This is a genomic window from Spirosoma aureum, assembly GCF_011604685.1.
Lineage (GTDB): Bacteria > Bacteroidota > Bacteroidia > Cytophagales > Spirosomataceae > Spirosoma > Spirosoma aureum.
In genome coordinates this window covers 2,308,874-2,323,319 of record NZ_CP050063.1, presented here as the reverse complement: position 1 = coordinate 2,323,319, position 14,446 = coordinate 2,308,874, and the positions used below count along the sequence as shown (strand labels likewise).

At 46.1% G+C, this 14,446-nt stretch carries 11 protein-coding genes and 1 tRNA gene; 7 read left to right on the top strand and 5 right to left on the bottom strand.

All coding sequences use genetic code 11. From position 1 onward, the window contains the following. Positions 1-6 precede the first annotated feature (6 nt). The 4 genes from G8759_RS09300 to G8759_RS09285 all read left to right on the top strand — a co-directional run bounded on the left by G8759_RS09300 (position 7) and on the right by G8759_RS09285 (position 7,725). Complete coding sequence (locus tag G8759_RS09300; protein ID WP_167207271.1) at positions 7-1,530, top strand: SusD/RagB family nutrient-binding outer membrane lipoprotein; 1,524 nt, start codon at positions 7-9, stop codon at positions 1,528-1,530. Between the two features lie 132 nt (positions 1,531-1,662). Next, positions 1,663-4,563: a tetratricopeptide repeat protein gene (locus tag G8759_RS09295; protein WP_167207269.1), complete on the top strand. Its 2,901-nt coding sequence runs from the start codon at positions 1,663-1,665 to the stop codon at positions 4,561-4,563. Positions 4,564-4,595: 32 nt separating this feature from the next. After that, entirely contained in the window at positions 4,596-6,083 is a 1,488-nt protein-coding gene (locus tag G8759_RS09290) for a S10 family peptidase (RefSeq protein ID WP_167207267.1), read from the top strand. A gap of 55 nt (positions 6,084-6,138) precedes the next feature. Continuing rightward, the gene (locus G8759_RS09285; protein WP_167207265.1) at positions 6,139-7,725 is read left to right on the top strand and encodes a S10 family peptidase; all 1,587 of its coding nucleotides are present in this window, start codon (positions 6,139-6,141) and stop codon (positions 7,723-7,725) included. 79 nt (positions 7,726-7,804) lie between these two features. On the opposite strand, the gene G8759_RS09280 is transcribed toward G8759_RS09285, so the two are convergent. After that, positions 7,805-9,034: a proline dehydrogenase family protein gene (locus G8759_RS09280; protein ID WP_197933113.1), complete on the bottom strand. Its 1,230-nt coding sequence runs from the start codon at positions 9,032-9,034 to the stop codon at positions 7,805-7,807. 427 nt (positions 9,035-9,461) lie between these two features. Here G8759_RS09280 and G8759_RS09275 point away from each other — a divergent pair, with 427 nt between their 5' ends. Further along, positions 9,462-10,349 carry an AraC family transcriptional regulator gene (locus G8759_RS09275; protein WP_167207263.1) on the top strand — a complete coding sequence of 296 codons (888 nt, stop codon included), beginning with the start codon at positions 9,462-9,464 and terminating at the stop codon, positions 10,347-10,349. A gap of 110 nt (positions 10,350-10,459) precedes the next feature. On the opposite strand, the gene G8759_RS09270 is transcribed toward G8759_RS09275, so the two are convergent. Continuing rightward, a complete protein-coding gene (locus G8759_RS09270; protein ID WP_167207261.1) occupies positions 10,460-10,918 on the bottom strand; it encodes a GNAT family N-acetyltransferase in 459 nt (152 codons plus the stop codon). A 72-nt stretch (positions 10,919-10,990) separates the two neighbouring features. Here G8759_RS09270 and G8759_RS09265 point away from each other — a divergent pair, with 72 nt between their 5' ends. Beyond that, entirely contained in the window at positions 10,991-11,383 is a 393-nt protein-coding gene (locus tag G8759_RS09265) for a VOC family protein (protein WP_167207259.1), read from the top strand. Here the strand turns inward: G8759_RS09265 and G8759_RS09260 are convergent. Both G8759_RS09260 and G8759_RS09255 read right to left on the bottom strand, forming a co-directional pair. Continuing rightward, positions 11,380-12,363, bottom strand: coding sequence for an alpha/beta fold hydrolase (locus G8759_RS09260; protein ID WP_167207257.1), 984 nt, complete (start codon positions 12,361-12,363; stop codon positions 11,380-11,382). The genes G8759_RS09265 and G8759_RS09260 overlap by 4 nt on opposite strands. A gap of 243 nt (positions 12,364-12,606) precedes the next feature. Beyond that, a complete protein-coding gene (locus G8759_RS09255) occupies positions 12,607-13,155 on the bottom strand; it encodes a PAS domain-containing protein (protein WP_167207255.1) in 549 nt (182 codons plus the stop codon). Positions 13,156-13,413: 258 nt separating this feature from the next. Between G8759_RS09255 and G8759_RS09250 the strand changes: the two genes are divergently transcribed. After that, a tRNA-Asp gene (locus G8759_RS09250) sits at positions 13,414-13,490 on the top strand. Between the two features lie 419 nt (positions 13,491-13,909). Here the strand turns inward: G8759_RS09250 and G8759_RS09245 are convergent. After that, positions 13,910-14,410 carry a DUF3299 domain-containing protein gene (locus tag G8759_RS09245; RefSeq protein WP_167207253.1) on the bottom strand — a complete coding sequence of 167 codons (501 nt, stop codon included), beginning with the start codon at positions 14,408-14,410 and terminating at the stop codon, positions 13,910-13,912. Positions 14,411-14,446 lie beyond the last annotated feature (36 nt).

The window sequence follows — 14,446 nt, the reverse complement described above, 5'->3', positions numbered from 1 at the left end:
GACATCATGAAGAAGTTACTCTATACAACGGTACTTGCCACTGGATTGGCCTTTAGCTCTTGCAGTACGTTTCTGGATGTAAACGATGATCCAAACAACATTAAGGGCGTACAAGTCTCTCAATTGTTGCCATCCGTTACGGTAAACATCGGCTACATGGGTGCCAGCGATCTGTTGCGCTACTCTACGCTGCTGATGCAGCAATTCAGCGGACAGGGGCCTAATACGGGTTTTGCTACCTTTAAAGAATATGAGCGGTATAACATCAACAATTCGGATGTAAACGGTCAGTGGAGCACGATCTTTTCGACCATTGTGAGCGATCTGGAATTAATGATCGCACAGGCAACAACCGAAAATAGCCCACACTATGCCGGGGTAGGCAAGATCCTGAAAGCCTATGTCTATCAGATCGTTGTCGACAGCTGGGGCGATACGCCCTACTCAGAAGCTGGTCGTCATAGCGCCAACTTCTATCCTAAGTTTGACGATGACGAAGCGATCTATAAAGATCTGATTCGTTTGCTCGACGATGGCATTAAAGACGTCAGTGCAACCACGTCGACCATGTCGCCCAACGTCAACAGCACGATTTACAGTGGTGCTACCTGGGCCGCTTCGCAAACCAAGTGGATTCAGTTTGCCAATACCCTGAAACTGCGCATCTTCCTGCATTATTCGGCAAAAGATCCTGCCTTTACGTCGGCACAAATTACGGCGCTGATCAATAGTGGCGCTAAATTTATGGCTAGTAATGCAGACAATTTTCAGATGCTTTTTCTGTCGGAATCGCAACGTCAGAATCCGCTCTACAGCATGGAAAACGGTCAGTTCAAAAACCAGTTTTTCCCGCATCGCTTTATTGTGGATTTGATGAATTCGAAGAATGATCCCCGTCGGGCATCCTACTTCATTCCATTTCCGTTCAACTCCAGCCCTGCCACCTATAAGGGCGCGAGTGCACTCGATCCCGACCCATCGGCAAACTACTCGCGGAGCTATCAATACGTATACGGTACGCCCTCAGCGCCGAACCAGGCGCTGGTCAACGCCAATGGCAGTTTGAAAGATGGCGCGATTACGTTTAGTGGTAACAGTCCGGCTCGGTTACTTACGTTTGCTGAGTACAATTTCATTCGGGCCGAAGCGGCACTCTTATACAGCGCTCCTGGCAGTGCACAGAGCTTTTTCGAAGCCGGGATTCGGGCGTCGATGACTGATGCCGCCGTACCGGCAGCCGATGTTACTACGTACCTGACTGCTAACGGAACGCTGAAAGGAACTCCTCAGCAAATGCTCCAGCAAATCATTAACGAGAAATATGTGGCTAACCACGCCGTACTGGTCGAACCGTGGACTGACTACCGCAGAACGGGTTATCCGGCTTTAACGCCTTTCAAAACGCCGTTTGCCATCTACGATGAAGTGCCGCGGTCACTGTTCTATGCTCAGTCTGAAATAAGCAATAACCCAAATGCCAAACAGAAAAGCACGATGCTTGAACGGGTATTCTGGGATACGCGCAAGTAATTAATAAATAGTCCGACGTTTGGCACCCGAAGTTTCGCCGTTTCAATTATACTTCATCAATAACCTCTTAAAAGTAACTTCAACAGTCGAACGTCGGACTATTTATAACCTATTCCCTTTGACCAGTACGCCATGCTGAAATTCTATTTTCTGCCTATACTCTTCCTGTGCGTTGCGGGCAACTTATCAGCCCAACAGGCTGGCGATACCAAAGCAGCACAAACCCTTTTGGAGCAGACCCGAACGTCGGTGCGCAGTCAGCTTCGGCAAAGCACTACCGGTAGAGCCGCACTACTCAAACGGATGCTCGACCTTGGCCTCTGGCAGGAAGCAACGGATGCCCTCAAAACAGGGGAAGGCTTAAGTAACGCTGAGAAATCGCTTCTTTGGGCGGAATATCACTGGCTAACGAACGATTTTCAACAGGCTGAAAAAGACGTAAAAAGCGCGCTGGCATTCGATAAAAACAATAGCTGGGCAAAACGGTCGAAGGCACTACTGGCTATTGAAGCCTGGGACTTGCAGAACGCCGAGAAGCAATGCAAGGCGCTTCTTACCAGTAACCCAAATGACGAAGAAACGTCGGTGGTGCTGGGTCGGGCACTGTTGCTCCAAAAGAAATACCCTGAAGCGCTGGCCGTTGCGAAGAAACTTCAGAATAAGAACCCTAAACTGGCCGCAGCTTACCTGCTCGAAGCCAATGTTTATTTCTGGGATCAACACCCCGAACAGGCAGAAGCTCCGCTCGTGAAGTCCCTAACGCTCGACCCGTTGAATGCCGATGCCCGCTTCAGTTATGGCTATGCCATCTGGCGACGGATCGATGCCACGCAATTGAACGACATGGCGGCTCAGTGGCAACTGGCGCTCGCTATTAATCCGCTTCATTTTCAGACACACTGGCATTGGGGAAATGGCCATACCAACCTTACCTATGCCGATTACTCGGATAAGGACGAGAAAGAAATTCGGGAGAAGTTAAAAGAAGTCGATAAGTTGTTCCGGGCCAACCGGCTTGCCGACGCCGTAGCCATTACGCGTCAGGTTGAGCAGCAATACCCATCGTCGGTACTGCCCGCCATGCACCGGGCGTCTATTTACTACAGCGATTTCGACAGTCCGAATCGCAAGGCCAATCTGGACTCGGCCCAGCAGATATTTACGACCATTCTGGATCGAAAAAAGCATTATGGTCCGGCTCACAATGGATTGTCGGCGGTCATCAAATCGAAGCGAATACCGTATCTGATGACCTATGATTCGATCACGAACGTACTCAAAACCACAAAAATTAACGATCCGGAAAACTTCGCGAACGTATTTCCTGATCTGAGTTACTATTCGGGCAACCGCGCCAAGGCAATGGTCTGGAATCAGATGTATACCAGCGTTGTGTATTTCCCTTTCCTCTCGAAACAGGGCAATGCGTTTGTGGTGCCACCGCTCCATATTGACCTGGCCATCGCCATGCGATCTCCTTATTTTCGGTTCACGACTACGTTCGATAACCGGCAATGGATGGACATTCGGGGTGTAGGTAGCGGAGCCGCAGCCATCGAATACGTAGAACGGGGTGCTTATGAGGAGCGGAACGTGGTGTTGCATGAATACGTCCACCTGTTTCATGGGCGAGTGCTCACCGATGCCGAAAATCGGCAAATTCGTGAGCGGTATTATCATGCTATGAAAAACAAGCTCACGCTGGATTATTATTCGCAGAATAACGAATCTGAATATTTTGCGCAGACATACCCCGCTTATTTTGAGTCGATGAAAGTGCATCCGCTGGACTTCAAGTCGATGAATATAACCGCGGAACTGAAAGCTAAAGATCCGGAAATGTATAAGTTTCTGGACGCTTTGGTCAAAAAAGAACGCGCGTATCTAAACGGCAACAAGGCTGTTATGGCCTCTAACTGGGCGCAGGTTTACATTAATCTGAGCAACAAAGTAATCAAGTCAGATTCGGTAGCTGCGGCTAAGTACCTCGATACGGCCTTAGTCTACGATAACAAATACCAGCCTGCTTACCTGGCCTACGCCCGACTCAAACAACAACAGAAGGATTTCGAGAAGGCGCTTAGTTACATCAAATCCGCCGAAACGATCGATCCCGGCTATGCTCCTGTTTATGCGGCCTATTCGCAGCTTGAAGAAGCGAAATACACTCCTGACAAAAGCCGGGATGAGTTAATTAAAACGCAGGCTGGCTGGTTGCAGAAAGCATTGGATCTGGAGAAAGATTTTCAGACGCGGGCCTCCGTTGCTATCCAGTTACGGGATATGTATTTCCAGAACGGTCGTATCAGTCAGGCGATCAAAGCGGCAGAAGACTATGCCGCCAACGGACCCGATGTGTCGACCTACCTGCGCGACCGGCGCGACGATGCGAAAGCGTTTGCCGCAGCCCAACGGGGTATGTTAGGCTATGCCGATCAGCTCGATGTGCTCAAAAAACTGGTCTTGCAACGACCGCAGAACTATGAATTACGTGGCTTATACGCCGATGCATTACTGACTAACGGACGCTACCAAGAGTGTATCGAAACCATGAAGCAGGTTCAGCGGATACTGGAAGCGGGCAAAAACGGGCGTACCGACTTTGATTTACGCATCGCAGAAAGTTATGCAAAACTGAATAAACAGGATTCACTCACCTACTATCTGGATAAGGTGAAAGCCGAGAAAGCCGAGCTTACGGCTATCGATAAACAGCGATTGGTCCGTCTGTTTGCGCTGGCGAAACGGGTACCCGAAGCCGAAGCCCTTTTCACCAGCCTGCCATCGAAAGGGACATTGATTTATCAATCGGCAGCATTCCAGTCGAATGGGCACATTCAGGCACTGAATGGCAAATCGGATGACGCCATAACGAATTTCAAAAAATCGCTGGAATACAATCCCTATAACCTCGACAGTTACGTCGGGCTGGCTAGTCTGTATAAGCAGGCAGGAAAACAGGCTGAACTGAAGGGCCTACTGGCAGCTGCCAACCAACTCGACATTAAACCGGGAGAAATCGCTGGTTTATAGAAAGATAACAAAACCACAATGACTGTAAGCCCATGAAACAACCGATTACCCTATTCCTTATTTACCTCGTTACCCTTACTTTTTCATTTGCACAATCCCGTTCGCTGAAACTCGATGCCGACGTAGTTACCAACGATCAGGTTACGATTAAAGGAAAAGTTGTTCCCTACAAAGCGACGGCCGGAACGCAACCCGTATGGGACGAAAATGGAAAGCCAATTGCCTCCCTGTTTTACGTATACTATGAGCGGTCAGACGTTTCTGATAAGACGACCCGCCCACTGTTCATTTCGTTTAACGGTGGACCTGGGGCCGCATCCTGCTGGATGCACATTGGTTACACAGGACCCAAGCGCGTAATGACGGATAGTGAAGGCTACCCAATGCAACCATATGGCGTTAGAGACAACCCAAATTCAATTCTGGATGTCGCCGATATCGTGTATGTTGAGCCCGTTAATACCGGTTTTTCACGGGCAATTAATGACTCGATACCCAAGTCGAAGTTCTTTGGTGTAAACGCCGATATCAAGTACCTGGCCGAATGGCTCAACGTGTTCGTGAGTCGCAAAAACCGCTGGCCTTCGCCCAAATACCTCATTGGTGAAAGCTACGGGACCACCCGCGTATCGGGTCTGGCTCTGGAGTTACAGAATGCCAACTGGATGTACCTCAATGGAGTCATTCTGGTTTCGCCAACCGATCTGGGTATTGAGCGGGGAGGCCCGATTGAGGCTGCCAACCTGCTACCTTACTATTCGGCAACGGCCTGGTATCATAAAGTACTTTCTGCTGATCTTCAGAAAAAAGATTTGAACGATATCCTGCCTGAGGTCGAGCAGTTTACCATCAATGAACTGGTTCCGGCCATTACGCGAGGAGGGTTTCTGGAGCCAGAAAAAAAGAAACAGATTGCCGCCAAAATGGCTCGCTACTCGGGTCTATCGGAAAAAGTGATTCTGGAACATAATCTGATCGTTCCCTCTACTTTTTACTGGAAAGAGCTATTGCGGGATAAAGGCTACCAGATCGGACGTTTGGATTCGCGGTATCTGGGTATCGACCGGGAAACCGCTGGTGATCGTCCCGACTATGCCGCCGAATATACCTCCTGGCAACACTCCTTTACGCCGGCTATCAACTATTACCTGCGCCAGCACCTCAACTACAAAACGGATCTGAAATATTACATCGCCGGGCAAACCCGTCCCTGGGATCGCGATGGCGCTAATGCAGACCGTACGGGCGAAAATCTGCGGCAGGCCATGGCCCAGAATCCGTACCTGCATGTCATGATCCAGTCGGGTTATTTTGATGGCGCTACGGATTATTTCAACGCGAAATTCAACATGTGGCACATTGATCCGAGTGGTAAACTAAAGAACCGCCTGGACTGGAAAGGCTACCGGAGCGGCCACATGATGTATCTGCGGGATGAAGACATGGCAACCTCGACCGACGACATTCGCACGTTCATCCAGAAAACATTACCCAAACCCAACCAACCGGCGAAGTACTAACTAACATCTTACAACAAAACAATTACCACTCATTCTTTAACCAGTACGCTACTACATGAAACGGATTGCTATTTTATTGCTCATTGGACTAACCACAGGGTCGTTATCGTTTGCGCAAGGGCAGCGCGGGCAGGGTCAACGAGCAGCGGGAGGTCCACCAGCCGACGCACCGGCAGCAAGACCCAACTCCGGCCCTTCTGCCAAACCAGCCCCAGGCGACCTTACGTTGCCAATGGACTCAACCATTACAACCTCCAGTGCCGTTACCATCAAAGGGCAGCGCGTTCCGTATACGGCTACCGTTGGTACGCAGCCGGTTTGGGATGAAAACGGTAAACCCATTGCCGGTGTGTTTTATACGTATTACGAGCGGTCGGATGTAAAAGACCGGACTACGCGCCCACTGGTGATTTCCTTCAATGGTGGGCCAGGAACAGCATCAGTCTGGATGCACCTCGCCTATACGGGTCCTAAATTGCTAAATATCGACAATGAAGGTTATCCATTACAGCCATATACGATAAAGGACAATCCGAACTCGATCCTCGACGTTGCCGATATTGTTTACATTGACCCCGTCAACACCGGCTATTCCCGGATGGCTAACAAAGACGTTCCCCGGTCGAAATTCTTTGGTGTGAACGCCGATATCAAGTACCTGGCCGAATGGCTCAACGTGTTCGTGAGTCGCAAAAACCGCTGGCCTTCGCCCAAATACCTCATTGGTGAAAGCTACGGGACCACCCGCGTATCGGGTCTGGCTCTGGAGTTGCAGAATGCCAACTGGATGTACCTCAATGGAGTCATTCTGGTTTCGCCAACCGATTTAGGTATCAACCGGGAAGGACCAGTAGGTGCGGCTAATCTGTTGCCTTATTACTCAGCAACGGCCTGGTTTCACAAAGCGCTCCCAACCGATCTTCAGCAAAAAGACCTGACGGCCATGTTGCCCGAAGTCGAGCAGTTTACCATTAATGAATTTATTCCGGCACTGGCCAAAGGTGGTTTCCTGGAAGCTGATAAGAAAAAACAGATTGCAGCGAAGGTAGCCCGCTACTCGGGTTTATCCGAAAAAGTAATTCTGGAACATAATCTGATGGTTCCAACCTCTTTCTTTTGGAAAGAGTTGCTGCGCGATAAAGGTCAAACGATTGGCCGTTTAGATTCGCGGTATCTGGGTATCGACCGGGAAGATGCTGGTGAACGGCCCGATTATTCGCCAGAACTTACGTCGTGGCTTCACTCGTTTGCGGCTCCCATTAACTATTATTTCAGGGAGTTCCTGAATTACAAAACAGACCTGAAATACTACATGTTTGGGCCCGTTCATCCGTGGGCACGGACGGCAGAAAATACGGACCGTACCGGCGAAAACCTTCGTCAGGCCATGGCTCAGAACCCCTATCTGCATCTGCTGGTACAATCAGGCTATTACGACGGTGCCTGCGATTATTTCGGTGCTCAGTACAACATGTGGCAAATGGACCCAAGTGGAAAGCTTAAAAGCAGAATGGACTGGAAAGGGTATCGCAGCGGTCACATGATGTATCTGCGTCAGGAAGACCTTGTCAAGTCGAATGATGACCTTCGTGATTTCATCAAAAAGTCGACACCAAAACCCAATCAACCAGCTAAGTATTAACTAGATTCTGGTTGGCTGACGCATTAATCTTAGTACCGTGTCAGCCAACCAGAATCTGAAAGCTATAACCTGAAAACACTTAAATACCTCTCCTCTTTATTTCCTTCTCAATTAAAAACAGCTCCCTGCTGGTTTGTCCAGCAACGGAGCTGTTTTCTTGTGCCCTTCTCATCAAATACGGAATTACATCCTCAATCGGACCATACGGCAGGTATTTACTCACATTACACCCAATCTTGGCCAGGTTGAATGTAATGTTATCGCTCATGCCATAGAGTTGGGAAAAATGAATGTGCGGATGATTAACGGCCAGATTGGCTTCATCCAGTAATCGGACTGCGAATTGAGCACTGTATTCGTTGTGAGATGCAATGATAACCGAGATGGTATCAATATGCTGGATACTGTACGAAATGGCTGCGTTAAAATCCTGGTCGCTGGCCGATTTATCGCGTTGAATTGGTGAGGAGTCATTCAATGCATTCGCCCGTTTGCGCTCCTTTTCCATATAGGCGCCCCGAACAATTTTGGCGCCTAAAATAAACTTGTTTTTTAAGGCAAACTGATGAGAGAATTTTAAAAATTCAAGCCGGTCGTGCCGGTAAAGTTGTATGGTATTATATATAACTGCTTTTTTCTTATTATATCGCTCCATAACCTGCATGGTAAGCGCATCAATCGTATTCTGTATCCACGACTCTTCAGCATCAATAAGAATCCCTACTTTTTTTTCAACGGCAAGCTCACAAATCTCTTCGACCCGACGCACAACATTTGCCCACTCCTGCCCCTCTTCCGAATTCAGTTGTTTTGTGTCGATCGAAAAACCAGCAGACGATCTTGCCGAAAATTGGTTTAATTTCTCAAGTAGTGAAAATCGGGCGAGCGCCGTTAATTTGATGCTAATAAAATTAATATTATCAAGGCTCGATGCATGATTAATTACCCGAATAAATTCATTTTTAGCTTCCTCAAAATCCTTTTCACTTTCTTTTCCTTCAGCACCATAATCCAGGATAAGGCTGATACCATATTTCTTTAAGTCGTTGACAATAACCGTAGTTTGCTCAAGGGTTTCTCCGCCCACAAATTGTTCAAATATCGTTGAACGAAGCAAGCCATTAATTGGTAATTTCCAGTTAACGGCAAGTAATGTCAATCTTGTTCCTACCTTCACTAACCAGGACTGGTTCATTAATTGAAACAGTCGATATGTTTTTTTTAGCTGGGCATTTGACTTATAAATAAAGGCTTGCTCAGTATCGTCAAAAGAAATTTTAGCTTGCAAATTCATACCATTTTTCTTCAAAGCTATTGATAGAATTAATGCAATAAATGCATCGGCAATTTTCGATTAAACATGGATAATTATTGCCTATTTATAAAAACGGCCAACAAAGCATTCAAAGCATCGTCGTAATAGCAAACCATCAAAAGAAACCTATCGTAAACTATAGTGACATACCGATTAAATATAAATACCCGACACAAAAGCAAGTTCTGTAAAAATACTAAGTACTAATACTTATGTAATATATTTTTTCTGATAGATGACAAAAAATTACCTTCATTTTTCTGCTAATTTGGTTCAGTCAATAAAATTCATAGTATTATCTTGCGGGCTGTACTTGCCAGGATAAGTATTGGTTAATGAGTTATTTACCAGCAAACGCGTCGAGCTGTGAATAATGTAATTTAGTTTTTGAAAAATAATATTTACTCCTCTATTTATGAAAGTGTTGGACTTTACACCCCCGGTTCCTAAAGAGGATTCGGTAGTAGTGGATGAAGACATCCTGCCTAATTTTTATAATTATTATCATCGCCATAAACAATTACAGATCACCATGATTATTCGTGGTGAAGGCACGCTTATGGCTGGCAATTATAGTCAGGCGTTTAAGCCAGGCGACATTTACATTCTTGGAGCAAATCAACCCCATATTTTCAAATCAGATCCATCTCATTTTTCAAATCCTGATAAAATAAATGCTCATGCAATTCATATCTATTTTGATCAGGATCGAATTCCAACTGAGTTTTTCAGTCTTCCGGAGATGGAATCAATCAGTAGCTTTCTAAACACGACGCAAAACGGGTTCCAGCTTCCATCCGAACATGCCAATTATGTGGGTAAAATAATTAGCAGATTGACAACCAGGTCCAATCTGGAACGCTTACTTACGCTGATCAATTTATTCGATTATTTTTCAAAAGAAGTACGCGGCTGGAAATCATTGGATTCCGGATTATCTAACAATTATTTCCCTGAAGGAGAAGGAGTCAGGATGAATGAGGTTTTTCAATATACACTGGAACACTATGCAGAAAATATTACACTAAATAAAATTGCAGAAATAGCTCATATAACACCACACGCCTTCTGCAAATATTTCAAAAAACATACCAGAAAAACGTACAATTCTTTTCTAAACGAAATACGTATCAGCGAGGCCTGTAAAAAGATCATTAACAGTAATCATGATGGCATATCTACCATAGCCTATTCAACGGGCTTTAACAGCGCAACCAATTTCAATCGGGTTTTCAGAAAAACCACAGGCATGTCGCCAAGAGATTATATAAGGGAATACAAAAGCAAAGGCAATCTGTATTCAAATTGATATAGGACTTTTGCTGTAAAGCGTGCCACGGTTTATTTGCTCATCAATAGTAACCGTGGCACGCTTTACAGCAAAAGTCCTAAGATAGGTACAGAAATGAGGCTATCTTTTTATCTCAAATGAAGTTTCATTCCCTCATGGGAATCAATAAAACCCAGTGATTCGTAAAACCGTTTGGCTTCCGGACGCTTTTTATCGGTAGTTAGCTGAAGCAGATGAGCGCCTTTTGACCTGGCCCGTTGAATGGCATACTGAAAAATCTTTTTCCCAATTCCCTTTCCGCGGTAGTTCGATTTTACCCGAACGGCTTCAATCTGTGCTCTTATACCACCCTGATAGGTCAGGTACTGAATGAAACTTAGTTGAAAGGTAGCGACAATTTCGGCGTTGACCTCAACCACAGTTAGCTCCTGATGCGGATCATCGGCAATAATGTTAAATGCCTGCCGATACGCACCTGGCAATGGCAATTGAAAGTTTTCCCGTAATGCGCCTAATTTATCATCGGAGAGCATCCTGATAATTTCTACCAGATCATTCTCGGTAGCTAATCGATACGTTACTTCCATCCCCTATTTTCGTAGGTTAAGTAGCTGGAGACACTTATTGGGTGATTCAGGAAAATCGTTCATCTTTGCTCCATGCACATTGAACACCTGGCAATTTGGGTTCGTAATCTGGAGCAGATGCGACACTTTTATGAAACGTATTTTGACGTCGTTTCCAACGAAAAATACAGCAATGTAACGAAAGGGTTTTCGTCTTATTTTCTGACATTTCCCGAGGGTGGCCCGCGGCTGGAGATCATGCAGATGCCCGGTATTCCGGAGACGCTTAATAATGCATTCGCTCAATTTATAGGCCTCACCCATTTTGCCATATCCGTTGGTAGCGAAGCAGCCGTCGATGCATTGACCGAACGATTACGAGCCGATGGATACTCTATAGTAGGCGAACCCCGTCGAACGGGCGACGGCTATTATGAAAGCGTTGTATTTGACCCGGAATTAAACCGGATTGAAATAACGGCCTAATGAATAAGTACTGATGAATAGAGGCCTTTGGCTGATTTTTCTCGCTTTATAGCCATCTGATTAGGCTTCCCAACATCTTTATTCGCACGCTGAGTCAGAATGTCGAGAAGAATGTCGGTCATATACTCACGCTTATTAAATACGATATCATGCCGATTTTCAGGCAGTAAAAACTGCTTAACCCGAGCATTAATGAGATGTTGTTGCGCGAATGATACATTAGTCGGATAAACCAAGTCGTCGCGCTGACCATGAAGCATCGTGATTTTCGCTCTGATTTTAGGCCAATCGGGCAAAATTGCTTCTAATGCCTTCCGGTGGGCTAATTTTTCGTCATTAGCCAGACGCAACAATGTTGGAATACCCCAGCGGAGCAACGGTGTATCCACCCAATGGCTTATCGGGTAGGTCCGCTCCAGTCCAGGCCCCAGCGCCGACGACACAAACACTACATGATTAACTTCTTCAGGATTATTCATGGCCAATCGCGCCGACACAGACCCTCCATACGACGACCCAACTACCATTAAGTAAGGTGCATTCTTATATCGATTAATGAGTGGCTGTAAAAACTGCGCCTGCCGCACAACCGATGTTTCTACACGCCCAAAATCGGAGTAGCCATAGCCGGGCCGATCAACAGCCACCAATTGAGCGCGGTTCAATAAGGCCGTATCCTTGAAAAATTCATTGAAAAAGGAAAGTGAACTGGGCGCACCATGCACAAACAGGACCACCGGAAGGGCCGAATCACCCGAAAGTGCGGGCGTTTCCATGAATCGGATCGTCCGGGGTTGATTGTTGCCGTCTTTTATCCGATAATGGTGCACCGTAGGCCGCACGCGTTGCCCCTTGAATTCATCGGCCAATTCCTGATCAGTTTGCCGAAAATCTATAAACCAGGCCGCTAATAATGTTCCAAGAGCGAGAACCAGGATAGCCAACAGGCTCCATCGAAGTACAAGCAAAAACCGTTTCATACGCAGTGTCGTGTGAGGATATAACTGCAAATCGGCGGCCAAAGGTTTACGAAAATACATAAAGCTTCGTAAACGGCGTATATTATATAGAATAAGCAGGTTTACTGCACAAAAAAACTCCAGACAGATTGGCAACTCCTCCCTGATTGTCAGCCCAGCATTAGTAGTCTTGGTCCATCCGCAATCCAGATAAAACCACTGCGCATAAGCGACATTAAGTTGGCTATTAAACCGGGAAGATGGCTATAAACTTTCTTTCACTTCACTCTCTACGGCCAGAAAGTGAGTCAATTCACCGTGGCTATCGTAGAGTGGATCGATTTCCACCCGGCACAAATAGGATTCACCGCCCTTACGATAGTTCAAAAGATCGGCTTTTACGGAGTCTGCCCGTTTGAGTGATTCATGTACACGCAACAACGTGGCAGGGTCTGTTTCGGGACCCTGTAAAATTCTGGGCGTCTTGCCCACTGCTTCCGCGTGTGAGTATCCGGTCATCGTCAAAAAATTGCAGCTTGTCCAAAGAATCGTCTTGGAAAGATCGGTCAGTATGAGTGTAAAACCGGATTGTAGTTTTTTGACATAAGTATTCCGTTGTCGACGAGGCATATTCCAGTCAAATATCTCTCCAAGTTGCCGAAACAACTGGACTTCTTTACGGCTAGCCCGCTGTTGTGCCTGTTCAAGCATAAAAATCTCGAAACAGGCAACAGGATACGATCGATTTCCCTCCTGTCGAGACCGGTTATATACCTTATTCACCAATTCTGAGTATGATTCCGATGTAAGCATCGTATTGGAGAGGAACGGTTTCTAGTAGAAAGATAGCAGGTGCGGTTAGCAAAACCTAAATCGGCACGTTAAATAATTAGAAGTGTAGCCCGGCATTATTTTTTTTTGTGGTAAACAGACTGATTTCCAAGGGATGTCCACACGGATCAGTCATGGATCTCATTTTTTTTTGGCCCACCTCTTGTACATACCATCAAAAGCGTCTACTTTTGTGCCACGATTAAGGAAAACGGCAGCGTTGACCGAAAAATCAAAATTGGTTCGGTAGTTCAGTTGGTTAGAATACCTGCCTGTCACGCAGGGGGTCGCGGGTTCGAGCCCCGTCCGGACCGCCACTGAAAATCAAGCACTTGTCAGAAATGGTAAGTGCTTTTTTCGTTTATTAGGCCGGTGCAGTTCGATTGGTTAAGTTCCGACTTGTGGAGAGCGATGTATTTTCGTTCAATGCTAAAATCAAGGCATTTTTTAGAGTTCGAAATATAGAATTCTTTCTGGATCGACTGACTTAATTATATGCTTAATCCTAAATGCTTCCCAACGTTTGGGGCTGATTCGATCGAATTGTATAAACACAGGCCGTTTAATTACTTGTAATTAGGTGCTAACTCGACCGTCTAAATAGTTTCTACTGGTCAAACATGAAGCGTATAATTTACCCTTATTAATCATTTATTGGCTACCTGGAACAACAGACGGCAAACTAAAAAGCCAGCAAATTTCTGATTTGCTGGCTTTTTAGTTCATTCTATTTTCCTTACTGCTCGATCATCTCAGCATCAGCCAGGATATAATTGAGCTCGTAAATATTATCAGCGTTCAGTTTGAGTGTTCCATGAAAAGTACGGCGCTCATCGGTTTTAAACTTTTTACCATTTTTCTTGAATTTCAAGGATACAACCGACTCCGGCCCGGCTCCTCCGCAAAAAAAACAGGCACTGTATGGAAAGGCCGACAATACATACAGATTTGATTCCAGATCCACTGGCAGTACATATCCAGTTAATTCAACCGTTTTTCCGTTCAGTTTCTGAATGCCCTGCCCAAACGTTGGATATAGCATATAGACGGATTCTTCCGCATACCACTTCTTTTTGAAAGTGACGTCGCGCAAAACCTCCCACGACAATTTAACCGGTTCGGCAGTTGCCGAAATGGCCGTTGAATTGGTTCTACGGCCTGAGCTTAGTGGCTCCAGAGGCCGGAAAGAAAATGCAATAAAACTGGCGAATAGCAGAGCAACGAGTAGGCGATTCATGGCGTTGGGCACAGTATGGGACAAGTGTGAGGTAAA